We start from the raw sequence: 16,561 nt of genomic DNA, 5'->3' as shown, positions 1-16,561 counted from the left end.
AATGAAGCCATTATAGGCTGATTGTGGCTCGAGGCTCAGCGAAAGGGCGGTCGAGCTTAGGATGCTGCCGCGCAGAACACTCCGCCTTCATCTCTGAGGAGGCCCAGGCATGTCAAGCCATGGCACTAGGATTTTCACCAAGCCTTCGATGAAGTGGGGGGCGCTGAGCAATCTCAATTCTGTAGCAAACGCAGTTAGCAACCTCAAACGGCATGCTCCGATCGTGTCCCGGAACGTGGTGTAACTCATCATGACTCTGGCCATTCAGCACGCCGTTTAATTGATCAAGCCCAGCACCTTGGCTTCAGGGTTTTCGCTGACCGCTTCGAGGATAAGCCGTGTGTTCCCTTTTTAGCGCGAGTCCCCGGGCAGAGGTACGCCGCCCTGTGGGATGAGTGTGTGCCGAAGACCTGAATTCAGCGATAAACGGTGGAGGGTGTGGCTTTACCCATTTCCTTTCAGGGGATAAGGTGGCGAGCATTGCAAAATGATGGCACTTCGCAGTATTCCCAGGGATGATGCTCCAAAGCGCCGGCGCTTTACGTGCTGCTTCACGCCCCTACGGATTTCTCTCGATTGTTTGCCGGGTATTGGTTGAGCCACTAGGCATTGAGTGGCGTTGGGAGAGTTATGCGTGAGTGGGTCCAGGCTTTGCTGGCGGCAGTCCCGGAAAAATGGCCGCGCCTTAAACGGCCGTCATCTGTAGCGGGCGTTGTGGTGCTGTTTGGTCTGTTCGAATGGTGCTAATCCTAGCCTGTCACGGTGTTGCCACGGTTGAGTTACCTCATTCGATAGGGGTAGTTGAAGTGTTCCGCCAAGATCCAGCGTTCAACATTGGAGTAACCGAATGATTGCGAGTTTTCTCGAAGGTGTGCTGACTTCTGTTTCGGCTAGCACGGTGACTGAGATCTTTATCTGGCTGATGCTCGTCATCGTTTTGATGGCCGTGCGCCAAGGGAAGAGTGGTAAGCACGGGCTGTTTCTCGAGCACGCACCGGCAGTGCTTGTGTCACTGGGAATTCTTGGGACCTTTGTCGGTATTGTGATCGGCTTACTGGACTTTGATGCTCATGACATCAAGGGCAGTATTGAAGGCTTGCTCGATGGACTGCGCACGGCTTTCATCACCAGTCTTGTCGGTATGACCCTTTCCATCCTCTTGAAGGCAGCGGATACATTTTGGTTTGCCCCGGCCCGTGGCCGTGCGGAGCAGCCGGACAGCGTCACGCCCGAGCATATCCATGGTGTGCTGACCCAGCAGGTCAAACTGCTGGAAGGACTCAACCTGTCGCTTGCTGGCAATGAGGAGGGTTCGGTGACAGGGCAGCTGAAATTGATGCGTAGCGATGTGAGCGATTTCCGCAGTGCTCTGGATCGCACTCATCGCGAGTTCCAGGACAAGCTCTTCGTTCAGCTAAACCAATTCGGCGAAATGCTGGCGAAGTCGGCCACGAAGACCGTGATCGATGCGCTGCGTCAGGTAATTCAGGATTTCAATAAGCACTTGGTAGAGCAGTTTGGCGATAACTTCAAGGCGCTGAACGAGTCGGTTGGTAAGATGAATGAGTGGCAGGAGCTCTACAAGCAGCACGTCGAGGCACTAGAGGCGCGCATTGAGCTGGCAATCAACGAGCTGGAGCGCACAGCGACGGCCAATGAGGCGATTAGCCGTTCTCTGTCTACCTCGGAGCAGTCCATCGGCACTATCGAGGGTCATTGCCAAAGCATCCCCATCGCCATCGGCCAACTGGAGCCAGTATTGCAGGCCAACCAGAAGCAGGTTGGAGTGCTTGAAGAACATCTCGGTACATTTGTCACGATGCGGGACCACGCTATTAGCGCGGTGCCGCAACTACAGCAGCATATGGAAACGCTCTCCGGCCAGCTTGCTGAAGGCATGAGGGGCGTGATGACCACCATGCACGAAGGCGCGCAGGAATTTGGCCGTTCGGTTGACCTGACCAACGCGGCGTTGGCGGAATCTGCCCATGTCGTGAGTAGCAGGTCTGAACAGATTGCCGAGAATATGCAGGATGCCGCGCAAGGGTTCGGCTCATCCGTTCGTGGCACTCTCGAGAGTATGCTGAGCAATTCCAAAGCATTGGAGCAGCAGATGGGGCTAGCTGTAGAAAAGGCAGCCAGCTCCATGACAGAGGCGTTCCGCCAGGCAACCGGCAAGATTCAGGAAGGGGTGACCGGGTCGGTAGAGGCCACCATGAATACGCTGCGTTCCAGCGTGGAAGGGACTCTAAGCCAGACCGAGACACAGATTCAGGGTTCAGCCAACCGCACCATGGGCGCTGTGGAAGCCCAAGTGCGAGAGGCCACCGAACGGGCCGGTGCCTCACTGCAAATCCAGCTCAACGCCATGGATCAGGCCATTGGTCGCGAGCTGGAAAAGGTCTTCAAGGAAATGGGCTCGGCACTGGCCACGATCTCCCGACGAATTGCCGATGATCATGCCGAGCTGACGCAGCGGGTACATGCCTGATGGGAAGTCTGGACAGCCTGTTTCGCAGCCGCAGCTCGAACAAGGAAGACGCCGAGCACTGGATCGGCATTTCTGACTTGATGTCCGGATTAATGATGATGTTCCTGTTCATTGCCGTGGCCTATATGTATTACGTGCAGGTCGAGCGGGACAACATCAAGGAGATCGCCGTCGCTTACAAAGACACTCAGGTAGCGATCTACAATGATTTGGTCAGCGAGTTCGCGGAGGATCTGCCCCGCTGGAACGCGGCCATCGAGCGCGACACCCTGGAAGTCACCTTCAATAATCCTGAGGTACTGTTCCGTTCTGGATCGCCCGAGCTGAATCCGCAATTCAAGACGATCTTGGCCGATTTTTTCCCGCGTTATGTGGCGGTGTTGTCTCGCTATCGCACGGCTATTGAAGAGATTCGCATCGAAGGGCATACCAGCAGCGACTGGGGAAGCCTTCACGGTGAGCAGGCGTACTTCCCTAACATGGCCCTATCTCAGGACCGTACGCGGTCTGTGCTGCAACATGTGCTGTCGCTGCTACAGGCCGCAGCTGATCGGGAGTGGGTGCGCGCAAGTTTTGCCGCAGTGGGCTACTCCTCCTCACGGCGCATTGTTAATGGTGATACCCAGCAAGAAAACAGCGCCCACTCTCGGCGGGTGAACTTCCGAGTGATCACAAATTCTGAACTGCAGATTCGCAACATTATTGAGAGGCTCGATGGAAATCAGAGTTGATTTTACCGAGCTGTGGAACCACGTGAAGCGGCTTGGCGCTGCCCCGGTGGAATTCGACTGGGTGGCAGCGGCGCAACTTGATCCCATCGATATTGAGCTGCTGGAAGGGCGTGAGGTTCGCCTTGAAGACTTGGATGTCATCAACGGGCTGCTAAGTGTCGATGGTCGCCAGGTACTGCTCTACATCCCTGACCAGTATTCTCCGGTTGATGTAGTACAGGCTTCGCCCGATAAAGGTAAACGGTTCCACGTGGCGGACTGCAAGACGCTGGCGGATATGCGTGCAAAAGGGCGATTCGAACGGTATTTGGTCACCAATAACCTGACGAGTATTTTTTCGATCAGTGGAAAGAACAGTTCCGGGGTCTCGGAGCAACTGGATTCGCGCTTAATGGTCTGCAAAAACTGCCTAGAGAAACTAAATTACCAGAACTATTGTCACGACACCACGCGCTCGCACATCTGGCAGGGTTTTCAGATTGCGGGCTTTTTTGAAACCTACAGCACCAGCTTCACTCATCTGCCGCGTAACCTGACACAGCGCTCCATCGGCAATGATTACACGGCGGACTGGAGCGACGTATCAAGCAACGTGCGGCGACGCTGTAGCTTCACGTGCGAGGGGTGTGGCTTGAGTCTGAGCGAACACCGCCGTCTGTTGCATGTACACCATGTCAATGGGGTGAAGCAGGATAACAGCAGTGTCAATCTGAGGCCGTTGTGTGCGGACTGCCACCGTAAGCAGCCGTTGCATGAGCATATGTTCATATCCAAGGCGGATATGCAGTTGCTGACCCGGCTGCGTCGTGAGCAGAGCATCTTTGCGGGTGACTGGGCGCAGGTGCTGGAACTGGCCGACCTTTCCGTGCATGGCGCCCTGATGGAAGCGCGGCACAGGGGGTTTGAGGTACCTGAACTCGGTTACGGGCTGATGAGCCAAGACCGGGTCACCACCTTCGAAGTGGAAGTGGCTTGGAAGCTTGAACGTATCGCCATCAGTATTACCGACGCTCCTGAAATAGCAGGCTGGACTATTGTGAGTCCGGCGGATTTTATACGGAAGAATCTCTGAGCAATCAGTCTTATTGGCTAGCACAGGTGGGGGCGACCAACGTACTGATTTTAGTTTTGCCTGAAGGAAGCATGTGTCATTTTTCAAGAGTGCAAAGGCACCAAGTACCGGCTCGGCAGGTGCTTCAAGTCGGTCAGTCTAGTCATGCGGGCCTAAGTCTTGGGTCGATCACAATCGTCAGCGGTTCATCATTGAGGGGGAGAGGCCTACCTGAGACCGATTTGTCAGAGGATTGCCGTTTGGGCTACGCATTGGCGAGGGCTATAGGAGCACGACTTGAGAGGAACTCATTCCCAAAGCTCTTGTTGGTCATCTCGACCAGCGCGAGGCTTCGGACGCCTGCTGGTGAGGAGCCTACGGTCTGCGTTCACATTTGAACCACTCGGCGATCCGCATTCCCGCTTAATGCGACGTGCATGTCGGTCGGGCTACCAAACGCGATGTTTATTCGGATCGCAACATTGCATCAAAACAGCGCGCAGAATCTCCAAAACTTCAGATTTTCCCTCTTCCCTGTAGTCCATTTCCCAAAGATACTCCCACGGCCCAAAAGCCGTTGCAGTGGTCGCAACCACCGTTCTAGTCTCCCCACGTCGTTGCCCATCAACGACCGGTTTTGACAGACCGCGAATCGTTGACCACATGTCCTGCCGCTATGGCGGCTGTACGTGGGGCACCGTGTGTGCGCCGGGTGCCAACGATCCCGGTCTGTCAACCCGCGTACAGCTGCCACCCTCCTGTTTGACAGCAGGTGAGCGGCAGCTCCACCATCGTTGGAGAGAGACCATGCTCAAGATCGTTCCAGATCCACCGCTTTCCGGTTTCATCAAATCCCCTCAATCCCTTGAAGACACTCTGGTCCAGGCCTCGGAGTACCTCGTCTGTGCGCTGACGGTTGCGCAGCAGGCGGTGCAGCAACTGGCCAAGCCGGGTGAGCAGGTGCTTACGTTGGCTGTGATGCATGAGATTGATGCGGCGCACAGTCTTGTTGAGTTGGCGCTTGGGCAGGTTCAGGCGAAACACAGTGGGCAGGGGGAGGGTTAATCATGTCGGAAGAATCGAAGAAGAAGGGGCTTGGCGTTACGCCGGGGATTGCGAAATGTGCCGAGGGCGAGCAGACGCCGGATATGTTTCGGGTGGCGCAGGGGATGCCCATTGATTACGCGCTGGAGCAGGCTTCGGTGATGATGGGGTGCGTGCATCGGCTGACGTTCGTGGGGGTTATGGAGAAGGATGAGACGCTGGTCTGGGCTGCGCATTTGCTGTCGGGAATGGGGCGGGCGTTGGTGGAGGATGTGAGGATGGGGCTGGCTCGGGGTGTGGTTAGGGGAGGGGGGTAGGCTGCGGGGTGGGGAGGTAGCCTTGGTTTGGTGGTGAATGGCCCGGCTTTGGCCGGGTTCGCTGGTAAGCCAGGATCCCAGAGGTTGCAGTGCTGATCCGAAGGGCGGCGCTAACCTGCTAGGAGATGGCTCAGGGGTTTCTTTCAGGTAGCTGAGAGATGTATTGCTGGGCTGGCCTCTTCGCGGGTACGGCGCTGCCACAGGTATTGGTATATCACTGCTATGACAGGTGCCCCTTTCGCCAATAAGGGTGAGGACGAGCTGACTTGCGATTTTTCCAAAGTCTTGCCTGCCAGCTTTCGAATATTCCGCAGTCGAACCCTGCAAATGGTTTTCGTATCCTCTCAACTTATTGATTTATAAAGAATAAAAAATTGGCATGGCTGTTGCTCTCTTTGAATCAAACAAGAGGAACGAGCCATGCACGCCTTCCACGCCAATCCCGAACCAAATCCCTGCTTCGTCCGCATTACGGGCACTCAACGCCAGCGCTTCATCGAGTTCGAGTTTTCCGTCGGCGATCTTGAGCTATCCGTCGAAATGATCATGCCCGTCGAGGCGTTCGAGGAGTTTTGCGCTCGCCACGATGCCCAGCAGTTGAGTGCTGAACAGGTGGCGCGAGTCGAGTACGAACGACTGAAGTGGCGCTTCGGTGAGCCCGGTATCACTGAGTGACCCCCCCTCTCCACAAGAACAACAAGGGAGACCTTAAAATGCATGTCGATATCAAGACGTCGTCCGTCAAACCGATTCGTAATACCTACGCCTACGTGCAAACACGCTTTGGTGACAAACCGGCTTCGCGCTATCAGGAAGCGAGCTACGACATCCAGGAAGAAATCAACTTCCATTACCGTCCACTGTGGCAGCCGACCCATGAGATCTTCGACAGCTCTCGAACTCAGGTCACCATGCAGGACTGGTACGCACTCAAGGACCCGCGTCAGCTCTACTATGCGACGTACACATTGATCCGTGCCCGGCAACAGGAAGTGATGGAAAGCAATTTCGCGTTCGTCGAGAAGAATGCACTGTTCGCCAGCATTCCCGTCGATCTCCTGGAGAAGGCCCGCAAGCTACTTGTTCCGCTTCGCCACTACGAGTGGGGCGCCAACATGAACAACAGCTTTATCACCGGCTATGGCTATGGTGCGACGCTGACCAATGCCACGATGTTCGCCACCATGGATCGCCTGGGCACCGCCCAGTACCTGACCCGGATTGGTCTTCTCGTGGACGGCAATCAGCCCGAGTCTCTGGAGCTGGGCAAACAGGAATGGCTCGATGCCGCTTGTTGGCAGCCGCTGCGCCAAAGCGTCGAGCGTATGTTTGTGGTCCAGGATTGGTTCGAGTTGTTTGTCGCCCAGAACCTGGTGTTCGACGGCTACCTCTATCCCTTGGTCACGGAGATTGTCGACCGTGAGTTAGTGGGCAAGGGTGCTTCGGCCCTCGGCATGCTCACGGCCTTCATGAGCGAGTGGTACGACGAGACGCAGCCATGGGTGAACTCGGTGTTGAAAACGGCGGCGGCAGAATCTCCGGCAAACCGTGAACTGCTGGTGGGCTGGATCGCTACTTGGCAAGTACCGGCGCGCGAAGCTATTGCAGCGCTGCTTACCGAATTAGGCAGTGACACGCAGCAACTGGAACACCTCGATGAGGCCTTCACTAAACGCCTGACCAAGCTTGGCCTGATTGGCATGGAGGTGGCGGCATGAACGCCAATGTATTTATCGCCTTCCAGGCCAACGATGAAACCCGGCCGATTATCGAGGCCATCGAGCAAGACAATCCACACGCCACCATTACCCACATGCCAGCGATGGTGAAGATCGACGCACCCGGCCGCCTGACGATTTGCAAGGACACGGTGGAAGGACTGCTTGGCCGTTCCTGGAACCTGCAGGAGATCCATATCAACCTCATCAGCATCTCCGGAAACATCGAGGAAACCGACGAAAGCTTCACGGTGGGATGGTTTCGCTAAGCGCGAAGGTATTCCGATCCATAAGAACAACAACGGAGAGAAACCATGAACTCGCAAGCTAATGCCGGTGCTGCGCGCAAACTCAGCCTGAAAGACAAATACGGCCTGATGACCCGTGACCTTGGCTGGGAAACCAGCTATGTACCAATGGACGAGGTTTTCCCACACGACAAGTTCGAAGGCATCAAGATTCACGATTGGGACAAATGGGAAGATCCCTTCCGCCTTACTATGGATGCCTACTGGAAATACCAGTCCGAAAAAGAGCGCAAGCTCTACGCGATCATCGATGCCTTCGCGCAGAACAACGGCCACTTGAATGTGACCGATGCGCGCTACATCAACGCCCTCAAGCTTTTTTTGACCGGCGTCACGCCCATCGAATACAACGCCCATCGCGGCTTTGCCATGGTCGGACGGCAATTGCGAGGCGTCGGACCACGGGTCGCCTGCCAGATGCAGGCCATCGACGAACTGCGGCATTGCCAGACCCAGGTTCATACGCTGAGCCACTACAACCGCTACTTCAACGGCTTCCACTCCTGGCCGCAGAATTTCGATCGGCTGTGGTATCTCTCAGTGCCCAAGTCGTTCATCAACGATGCCATGTCGGCGGGACCTTTCGAATACCTGGTGTCGATATCGTTCTCGTTCGAGTACGTGCTGACCAATCTTCTGTTCATGCCGTTCATGTCCGGAGCGGCCTACAACGGTGACATGGCGACAGTGACCTTCGGTTTCTCCGCCCAGTCCGATGAAGCTCGGCACATGACCCTGGGGCTGGAGGTGATCAAGTTCATCCTCGAGCAGGATCCGGCCAACGTACCGATCGTGCAGAAATGGATCGACAAGTGGTTTTGGCGTGGCTACCGGTTGCTGACGCTGGTCGGCATGATGATGGACTACATGCTGCCGAAGAAAATCATGTCCTGGCGCGAAGGTTGGGAGATCTATTTCGAGCAGAGTGGCGGTGCCCTGTTTGCCGACCTCGAGCGCTATGGCATCTGCAAGCCCAAGTACTGGGAAGATTCGGTCAAGGAAAAGGATCACATCACGCATCAGGCCTGGAGCATGTTCTACCAATACTGCTGGGGCACCGGCGTACACGGCTGGCTGCCCAAGCAAGAGGAAATGGACTGGCTGGCCGAACAGTATCCCGACAGTTTCGACAAGATCTACCGCCCGCGCTTCGAGCAATGGAAAAAACAGGAAGAGGCTGGCGAGCGCTGGTTCAACACCAGCCTGCCTTGCCTGTGCCAGGTCTGTCAGATCCCGATGATATTTACCGAGCCCGATGAGCCCCTGGCTCGCCGCCAGCGTGAAAGTGAGTACAAGAGCGAGCGTTATCAGTTCTGTTCCAATGGTTGCAAGGACATCTTCGACGATGAGCCGGAAAAGTACATCCAGGCCTGGCTGCCGGTGCAGCAGATCCTCAAGGGCAAGGCTGGCGGCCCGGGCATCGATGATGTGATTCGTTGGTCCTACCTGGCTCCGGGCAGTGACACAGGTGCTTTCGAAGCCTCGGCCGACGCCCGCAACTGGAAGCTCTGGAAAGGTCTGTAATCCGGGTAGCTAACCAAAAAAGACTCCCCCGAAATAACAATAAGGCGGTGCTTGCGAGCACCGTCAAGGAGACTCTCATGCCTGTTATAGCGCTCAAACCCGATTACCGTGGTGAAGCTCGCGATGCCGTGGATCAGTTCAACGGACAGCAATTGATTTTTGTCGAGTGGATCGGCCACCTGAGTATTTGTGCGCCCATCGCGTTGTTGGTCGACCCAGAGCAAGGCTTCGGCGACTTCATCGGAAAAACCCTCCAGCAGAGCGTTTTCGCCTCTCATCCCGACTGGGCTCTCATCGACTGGCAACAGGTGCAATGGGGCTTCGCACGTCAGCCATTGAATCCGCAGCCCGACGCCACCTTTGCCAGTCTGGGCATCGGTCACAAGGCGTTCATCACGTTACGCACCCCTAACCTGGATGGAATCTGAGAGGTCGTCATGAGCTACGAATTGACTATCGAACCGCTTGGCCAGGTCATCGAGGTGGAGGAGGGGCAGACCCTCCTTGACGCGGCGTTACGTGCCGGCATCTGGCTTCCCCACGCCTGCTGTCACGGCCTCTGCGCGACCTGCAAGGTGCAGGTGCTCGAAGGTGCAGTCGAGCTTGGCGAGGCATCACCCTTTGCCTTGATGGATATGGAACGCAGTGAAGGCAAGGCGCTGGCCTGTTGTGCCATCCCGCAGTCCGATCTGACCATTGAGGTAGAGATCGACGAGGAGCCGGATGCAAAGGCGATTGCCTTGCGCGACTTTGAAGCGACGGTGCATTCGATCGTGGAGCTGACGCCGACCATCCGAGGCATTTTCCTGAAGGTCGACAACGACGAGATAGAATTTCAGGCCGGCCAGTACATCAACCTGTATGTGCCCGGTTTGGCCGAGCCAAGGGCGTTCTCGATTGCCAGCGTTCCGTCGCAATCGAGCCTGATCGAGTTGAATGTGCGCAAGGTCCCGGGCGGCATTGGCACCACCTGGCTGCATGAGCAACTGCAGGTCGGACAGACGTTGAAGTTCAGCGGTCCGCTGGGTCGTTTCTTTACCCGCCATTCCGATCCCAATCCGGTGATTTTCATGGCGGGTGGTTCGGGGCTATCCAGCCCCAAATCAATGATCCTCCAGTTGCTGGAGGCCGGAGACACGAGAGCCATTTCCCTGTTCCACGGTGCGCGCAATCGGGCAGAGCTGTACTACGCCGAACTCTTCGAGCAACTGGCTCAAAGCTATCCGCAATTCCGCTACATACCGGTGCTCTCCGACGAGCCTGAGCACAGCGACTGGAGCGGTGCGCGAGGCTTCGTACATGAGGCGGCCGAGCTGACCTTCGCCAACGATTTTCGCGATCACAAAGCTTATCTGTGCGGCCCGCCTCCAATGATCGAGTCGGCCATCCGCAGCCTGATGCGTGGACGACTGTTCGAACGCGATATTCACCTGGAGAAGTTCCTGAGCGCGGCCGACGCCAATCAGTCAACCCGCAGCCCTTTGTTCCGCAACATCTGAGGAAGCCGGAATGCACCTCATACAACTGTGCAATGGACAGGAACAGTTTTATTGCGATGGCCAACGCAACCTGCTTCAGGGCATGCAACTCCTGGCCCGCAAAGGCATCCCGCTGGGGTGTCGAGGCGGTGGTTGCGGTGTTTGCCGCGTGCAGGTGCTCAGCGGGCGCTACCACTGCCAGCGAATGAGTCGCGAGCAGATCAGCGAGGCCGAGGAGGGCATGGGTATTGCCTTGGCGTGTCGGCTCTACCCGGAGAGTGATCTGGAAATTTCCGTGCTTGGTTTGAAGGGCCGACAACAGGACCACCCACATAACAACACGAGGTAGACGCCATGACTATGAAAGCCGTTCTGCGCCCTGGCCACGTTGCCATACGGGTGCTCGATCTGAACGCTGCGGTGCATCATTACGTGAACGTGCTGGGCATGCTGGAAACGGCTCGCGATGAGCAGGGCAGGGTGTTCCTCAAGGCTTGGGATGAACACGACCACCACAGCATGGTGCTGCGCGAAGCCGACGCTCCGGGTATGGACTACATGGCCTTCAAGGTGGCGGACGAGGCAACGTTGCATCAACTGGAGCAGGCCATTACCGAGTTTGGCCTGGACAGCCAATGGATTGCCGCGGGTGAGCATCCGGGCACTGGACGGCGGCTGCGATTCACTGCACCCACCGGTCATGTCTTCGAGCTGTATGCACACAAGGTATTGCACGGCAATGGGATGCCGACGACCAATCCCGGCATCAAGGCCGCCAACCTGAAAGGCATCCATCCCAGCCGTTTCGACCACTGCGCACTGATCGGTGACGATGTCTTGGGCAGCTACCGGTTATTTACCGAGGTCCTGGGCTTTGAACTGACCGAACAGATCGTGGCGGGTGATGACAAGGTGGCGGTGTTTCTGTCCTGCAGTAACAAACCTCACGATGTCGCGTTCATCCATGGGCCTGTGAAGGGCAAGCTCCACCATATGTCTTTTTTCGTCGAATCCTGGGCGCAGGTGCTTGATGCGGCGGACACCATTGCCGACCACGACGTGGCCCACGAGATCGGTCCGACCCGACATGGCATCACCCGTGGCGAAACCCTGTACTTCTTCGATCCGTCAGGCAATCGCAACGAAGTCTTCAGCGGTGGCTACATCTGGTACCCGGATCGACCTGTGCTGACCTGGACGGTCGATGAACTGCCAAGGGCGCTGTTCTTTCACGAGCGAAAACTCAACGAAACCTTCCTCAATGTCGTGACCTGAACGTCATCAACCTTTCGATCCCATCATGGAGAACCCCATTATGAGCAGCAGTCCTGAGCTGGCCCACAGCCTCACTACAGGCAACTTCACTACCAATTGCCACGACGTCGGAACGGGTGACCCTGTCGTCATGATCCACGGTTCCGGTCCAGGCGTGACCGCCTGGGCCAATTGGCGCCTGATCATGCCAGAGCTGGCCAGACAACGCCGCGTGATCGCCCCCGATATGGTGGGCTTCGGTTACACCGAGCGTCTCCAAGGCATCGAGTACAGCAAAGAGGTCTGGGTACGCCAGATCAATGACTTGCTCGACACTCTCGATCTTGAGCAAGTTGACCTGGTCGGCAACTCCTTCGGTGGAGGGATTGCGCTGGCCTTTGCCATTGCCTACCCCCAGCGGGTGCGTCGCCTGGTGCTGATGGGCAGTGTGGGTGTGCCGTTCGAGTTGACCAAGGGGCTCGACGCTGTGTGGGGTTACACGCCTTCATTGGACTCCATGCGCGGGCTGCTGGACATCTTCGCCTACAGTCGGGCACTGGTGACCGATGAACTCGCGCAATTGCGCTACGAGGCGAGTATTCGCCCGGGCTTCCAGGAGTCCTTCTCGCAACTGTTTCCTGCGCCGCGTCAGCGCTGGATCGATGCGCTGGCCAACCCTGAGGCAGCCATTCGCGGCCTGCAACAGCAGGCGCTGATCATTCATGGTCGCGATGACCAAGTGATTCCCCTGCAGACCTCGTTGACCCTGCTCGACTGGCTCGAACATTCGCAGCTGCATGTGTTTGGCGAATGTGGCCATTGGGCGCAGATCGAGCATGCCTCCCGTTTTGCGCGCCTGGTAGGTGACTTCCTCTCAGAGTGACCGATGCGCTGTACGACCCTGTCCACAACAATAAAAACTGGACTGACCATGAACTGTAATCGCTACAGCCTTGCCTTGGCTTTATCAGGTTGCTTGTGCGCCGGCGGCGTTTGGGCCACCGAAAACGGTGCGGATTCCTACGCGTTGGGCGCAGAAGGCGTCATGGCCGGGGCTTTGCCTCCGGCCGGGGTCTACCTGCTGAGCTACTACGAGAACTATCACGCTTCGCGCTTTGTCGATAAAAACGGAAATTCCCTGATTCCGGGCTTCGGGCTAAACGTTGATGCCCTCGTGCCTCGGCCGGTCTGGATGACCAATCAGCAGATCATGGGTGGCCAGCTGGGCTTCTATGCTGCACTGCCGCTGGTGGATCTGCGCGTAAGCATGGCGGGGGAGCGGGACTCCCGGCGGGCAATGGGCGATTCCATAGTCGCCTCGCTGCTGGCTTGGCACAACGGCAATCACCACTGGGCCGCGGCCGTAGAAGCGGTGTTGCCCACCGGCGAGTACGACCGCGATCACATGGCCAATGCAGGCAAGAACTTCTACACCCTGCGACCCATCATCGCCTATAGCTACAGCCAGCCTGATGGGTGGGATCTCTCCACCAAGATGTCCTACAGCATCAACTCGAAGAACGACGCCACCGATTACCACTCTGGCGACTACATCGCTGGCGACTACAGCGTTGGCTACAAAGTGGCGCCCAAGTTGACGCTTGCCTTGGAAGGCTACGTCTTCAAACAGCTTGAATCTGACCACATGAGCGGTGATGACATCGGCTTTCGCGGCCAGGTCGTGGCCTATGGCCCTGGCGTGCACTACCAGGGCCAAGGATGGTCATTGGAAGCCAAATACCTCCAGGAAACCGCTGTTGAAAACCGTCCCCAGGGCAATGCTACCTGGCTCAAATTCGTCTGGGCTTTCTAGCCTCTGCAAAGGACATCGTGATGACTCTATCCCACCTGGAAATGCTGGCCGAGCGGCTGATAACCGCCGAATGTGCGCGCCAACCCTGCGAGCCATTGCGTGAGGACATCGCAAGGTACAGTGATAATCCCGTCGAGACCGCCTACGCCATCCAGCAGTTGAACGTGCAGCGTCGGCTGGACGCAGGCGCACGCATTGTCGGTCGCAAAATCGGCCTGACCTCAGTCGCGGTCCAGCGTCAGCTGGGCGTTGATTCGCCCGATTATGGATGCCTGTTCTCCGACATGGCCTACGGCGACAATGAACTGATTCCCATTGATCGCCTGCTGCAACCGAAGGTCGAGGCAGAGATCGTGCTGGTCCTGGAACGCGACCTGACCTTCGAGCGGCATACCCTCGCCGATTTGATCAGTGCCACAGCCTATGCCTTGCCGGCACTGGAAATCGTCGACAGTCGCATTGCCGACTGGAATATCGGCCTCACCGACACCATCGCTGACAACGCATCTTGCGGTGTGTTCGTTCTGGGCAGTTCGCCAACGTCTCTCAGCCGCTTCGACCTGGTGGACTGTGCAATGCGCCTGACCGAAAACGGCGTAGAGGTTTCTCATGGCCAGGGCAGCGCCTGCCTGGGCAATCCGCTGAGTGCCGCCTGCTGGCTGGCGGACCGCATGGTCCAGCTCGGCACGCCTTTGCGCGCCGGCGATATCCTGCTCACGGGGGCGTTGGGACCGATGCGTCCGGTGCGGGCCGGCGCTGATTATTTTGCAGAAATCGAAGGGTTGGGTCGCGTGCGCGCCAGCTTTTCATCACTGGAGGCCAAATCATGAACCAACAGCGTATTCCCGTCGCCATCATTGGCTCGGGCAACATCGGCACCGACTTGATGATCAAGGTCATGCGCAACTCCCGTTATCTTGAAATGGGTGCCATGGTCGGTATCGACCCCGCCTCCGATGGCCTGGCCCGAGCCAGCCGCCTTGGGGTGCCGACGACGGCCGAAGGTATAGAAGGCCTCCTGGCGCTACCCAATTTCAAGGACATCCGCATTGCTTTCGATGCGACCTCTGCGGGCGCCCACGCTCGCCACAACGAACGCTTGCAGGCCCATGGCGTGCAGGTCATCGACCTCACGCCAGCTGCGATCGGCCCCTACGTCGTGCCAGTGGTCAACCTGGATGATCATCTGAATGCGCCGAATATCAACATGGTAACGTGCGGCGGCCAGGCCACCATTCCCATGGTACGCGCGGTGTCGCAGGTGGCGACGGTGCATTACGCCGAAATCGTGGCGTCCATCGCCAGTAAATCCGCCGGCCCGGGCACCCGGGCCAACATCGACGAGTTCACCGAGACGACGTCCAGGGCCATTGTCGACGTCGGCGGTGCCCAGCGTGGCAAAGCGATCATCGTGTTGAACCCGGCCGAGCCGCCACTGATGATGCGTGACACCGTGTATTGCCTGGTCGAGGAGGGCGCCGACGAATCGGCCATTCGTGCCTCGGTGGCCGAAATGGCCAAAGCCGTGCAAGCCTACGTTCCCGGCTATCGTCTCAAGCAGCAAGTCCAATTCGAGCACTTCGGGGTCGATCGGCCGTTGAATATTCCCGGGGCGGGAAAAATCGCAGGGCTCAAAGTGTCGATCTTCCTCGAGGTCGAAGGTGCAGCCCATTACCTGCCGGCTTATGCCGGCAACCTGGACATCATGACCAGCGCCGCACTGTCGGCGGCCGAGCGGTTTGCCGAAGTCCGAATAGCGCAGCGTGCTGCGACGGGAGACCAGCAATGATCGACAAAAACCGGAAAGTCTACATCTGCGACGTGACCTTGCGCGACGGCATGCATGCCGTGCGCCACCAATACAGCCTTGATCAGGTACGCACCATCGCTCGCGCGCTGGACGCCGCCGGGGTGGACAGTATCGAAGTAGCCCACGGCGATGGTCTGCAAGGTTCCAGCTTCAACTACGGGTTTGGCGCCCATACCGACCTCGAGTGGATCGAGGCCGTCGCCGGTGAACTCAAACATGCTCAGTTGGCCACCTTGCTGCTGCCGGGTATTGGCACTGTGCATGACCTCAAGGCCGCCTACGATGCTGGGGCGCGGATCGTGCGCGTCGCCACTCACTGCACCGAGGCCGACGTTGCCCGGCAACATCTGGAGCACGCGCGCCACCTGGGCATGAACGCCGTGGGCTTTTTGATGATGAGTCATATGAGCACGCCCCAGGAATTGGCCGAGCAGGGCCGTTTGATGGAGAGCTATGGCGCCCAGTGCATCTACGTGGTGGACTCCGGCGGGGCCATGAACATGTACGACATTGCCGAACGCTTCAAGGCAATGAAGGATGTACTGGATCCTCGTACCGAGACCGGGATGCATGCGCACCATAACCTGAGCCTGGGTGTGGCCAATAGTCTGGTGGCGCTGGAGCACGGCTGCAATCGTATCGATGCCAGTCTGTCCGGCATGGGGGCGGGTGCGGGCAATGCGCCGCTTGAGGTTGTTATCGCTGCCGCCGAACGCATGGGACTCAATCACGGTTGTGATGTGAAACGCTTGATCCATGCCGCCGAGGACATTGTTCGGCCGCTGCAGGAGCGGCCGGTTCGGGTCGATCGGGAGACGCTGGCGCTGGGTTACGCTGGCGTGTACTCGAGCTTTCTCAGGCATGCCGAAGCGGCGGCACAGAAGTATGGGCTGTCGGCCTTCGATATCCTTGTCGAACTGGGCAAGCGGCGCATGGTCGGGGGCCAGGAGGACATGATTGTCGATGTCGCGCTGGATATGCTGCGCACAGGATAAAACCTTTCCCCTTCACGGCGGACAGGC

Annotated in this window: 18 protein-coding genes; all 18 read left to right on the top strand. The window is 57.6% G+C overall.

Annotation, left to right across the window (positions count from 1 at the left end; all coding sequences use genetic code 11):
- Nucleotides 1-847 precede the first annotated feature (847 nt).
- The 18 genes from AC0ZZU_RS08780 (at nucleotide 848) to dmpG (ending at nucleotide 16,534) form a co-directional block, all read left to right on the top strand.
- Nucleotides 848-2,491, top strand: a complete 1,644-nt coding sequence (locus tag AC0ZZU_RS08780; protein ID WP_476340125.1) for a hypothetical protein — start codon at nucleotides 848-850, stop codon at nucleotides 2,489-2,491.
- Nucleotides 2,491-3,222 carry an OmpA family protein gene (locus AC0ZZU_RS08775; RefSeq protein ID WP_476340124.1) on the top strand — a complete coding sequence of 244 codons (732 nt, stop codon included), beginning with the start codon at nucleotides 2,491-2,493 and terminating at the stop codon, nucleotides 3,220-3,222. Before AC0ZZU_RS08780 ends, AC0ZZU_RS08775 begins: the two co-directional genes overlap by 1 nt.
- Entirely contained in the window at nucleotides 3,206-4,294 is a 1,089-nt protein-coding gene (locus AC0ZZU_RS08770; protein WP_476340122.1) for an HNH endonuclease, read from the top strand. Before AC0ZZU_RS08775 ends, AC0ZZU_RS08770 begins: the two co-directional genes overlap by 17 nt.
- Before the next feature lie 786 nt (nucleotides 4,295-5,080).
- Nucleotides 5,081-5,338 (top strand): hypothetical protein, encoded by a 258-nt coding sequence (locus AC0ZZU_RS08765; protein WP_476340121.1) that lies wholly within the window; start codon nucleotides 5,081-5,083, stop codon nucleotides 5,336-5,338.
- Nucleotides 5,339-5,340: 2 nt separating this feature from the next.
- The gene (locus tag AC0ZZU_RS08760; RefSeq protein WP_158465481.1) at nucleotides 5,341-5,634 is read left to right on the top strand and encodes a DUF3077 domain-containing protein; all 294 of its coding nucleotides are present in this window, start codon (nucleotides 5,341-5,343) and stop codon (nucleotides 5,632-5,634) included.
- Nucleotides 5,635-6,054: 420 nt separating this feature from the next.
- A complete protein-coding gene (locus AC0ZZU_RS08755; protein ID WP_476340120.1) occupies nucleotides 6,055-6,309 on the top strand; it encodes a phenol hydroxylase subunit in 255 nt (84 codons plus the stop codon).
- Nucleotides 6,310-6,347: 38 nt separating this feature from the next.
- Nucleotides 6,348-7,352: an aromatic/alkene monooxygenase hydroxylase subunit beta gene (locus AC0ZZU_RS08750; RefSeq protein ID WP_476340119.1), complete on the top strand. Its 1,005-nt coding sequence runs from the start codon at nucleotides 6,348-6,350 to the stop codon at nucleotides 7,350-7,352.
- Nucleotides 7,349-7,621: an MmoB/DmpM family protein gene (locus AC0ZZU_RS08745; protein ID WP_150747868.1), complete on the top strand. Its 273-nt coding sequence runs from the start codon at nucleotides 7,349-7,351 to the stop codon at nucleotides 7,619-7,621. Before AC0ZZU_RS08750 ends, AC0ZZU_RS08745 begins: the two co-directional genes overlap by 4 nt.
- Nucleotides 7,622-7,666: 45 nt before the next feature.
- The gene (locus AC0ZZU_RS08740) at nucleotides 7,667-9,184 is read left to right on the top strand and encodes a YHS domain-containing protein (RefSeq protein WP_476340118.1); all 1,518 of its coding nucleotides are present in this window, start codon (nucleotides 7,667-7,669) and stop codon (nucleotides 9,182-9,184) included.
- A 77-nt stretch (nucleotides 9,185-9,261) separates the two neighbouring features.
- Entirely contained in the window at nucleotides 9,262-9,612 is a 351-nt protein-coding gene (locus AC0ZZU_RS08735) for a phenol hydroxylase subunit P4 (RefSeq protein WP_476340117.1), read from the top strand.
- Nucleotides 9,613-9,621: 9 nt separating this feature from the next.
- Nucleotides 9,622-10,683 (top strand): 2Fe-2S iron-sulfur cluster-binding protein, encoded by a 1,062-nt coding sequence (locus AC0ZZU_RS08730; protein WP_476340116.1) that lies wholly within the window; start codon nucleotides 9,622-9,624, stop codon nucleotides 10,681-10,683.
- A 10-nt stretch (nucleotides 10,684-10,693) separates the two neighbouring features.
- Nucleotides 10,694-11,011, top strand: coding sequence for a 2Fe-2S iron-sulfur cluster-binding protein (locus tag AC0ZZU_RS08725; RefSeq protein WP_476340114.1), 318 nt, complete (start codon nucleotides 10,694-10,696; stop codon nucleotides 11,009-11,011).
- Nucleotides 11,012-11,016: 5 nt separating this feature from the next.
- Nucleotides 11,017-11,937, top strand: a complete 921-nt coding sequence (locus tag AC0ZZU_RS08720; protein WP_476340113.1) for a catechol 2,3-dioxygenase — start codon at nucleotides 11,017-11,019, stop codon at nucleotides 11,935-11,937.
- Nucleotides 11,938-11,977: 40 nt separating this feature from the next.
- A complete protein-coding gene (locus tag AC0ZZU_RS08715; RefSeq protein ID WP_476340112.1) occupies nucleotides 11,978-12,799 on the top strand; it encodes an alpha/beta fold hydrolase in 822 nt (273 codons plus the stop codon).
- 3 nt (nucleotides 12,800-12,802) lie between these two features.
- Nucleotides 12,803-13,729 carry a SphA family protein gene (locus AC0ZZU_RS08710; RefSeq protein ID WP_476340111.1) on the top strand — a complete coding sequence of 309 codons (927 nt, stop codon included), beginning with the start codon at nucleotides 12,803-12,805 and terminating at the stop codon, nucleotides 13,727-13,729.
- A gap of 20 nt (nucleotides 13,730-13,749) precedes the next feature.
- On the top strand, nucleotides 13,750-14,559 hold the full coding sequence (mhpD, locus tag AC0ZZU_RS08705; RefSeq protein WP_476340110.1) for a 2-keto-4-pentenoate hydratase: 810 nt from the start codon (nucleotides 13,750-13,752) through the stop codon (nucleotides 14,557-14,559).
- Nucleotides 14,556-15,518, top strand: coding sequence for an acetaldehyde dehydrogenase (acetylating) (locus AC0ZZU_RS08700; RefSeq protein WP_476340109.1), 963 nt, complete (start codon nucleotides 14,556-14,558; stop codon nucleotides 15,516-15,518). The genes mhpD and AC0ZZU_RS08700 overlap by 4 nt, the downstream gene beginning before the upstream one ends.
- Nucleotides 15,515-16,534, top strand: a complete 1,020-nt coding sequence (dmpG, locus tag AC0ZZU_RS08695; RefSeq protein ID WP_476340108.1) for a 4-hydroxy-2-oxovalerate aldolase — start codon at nucleotides 15,515-15,517, stop codon at nucleotides 16,532-16,534. The genes AC0ZZU_RS08700 and dmpG overlap by 4 nt, the downstream gene beginning before the upstream one ends.
- The last annotated feature ends 27 nt before the right edge of the window (nucleotides 16,535-16,561 follow it).

This window comes from Pseudomonas sp. JE3303 (assembly GCF_056312565.1).
Note: the sequence above shows the minus strand (reverse complement) of the source record. Positions and strands in the feature narration are given on the sequence as shown.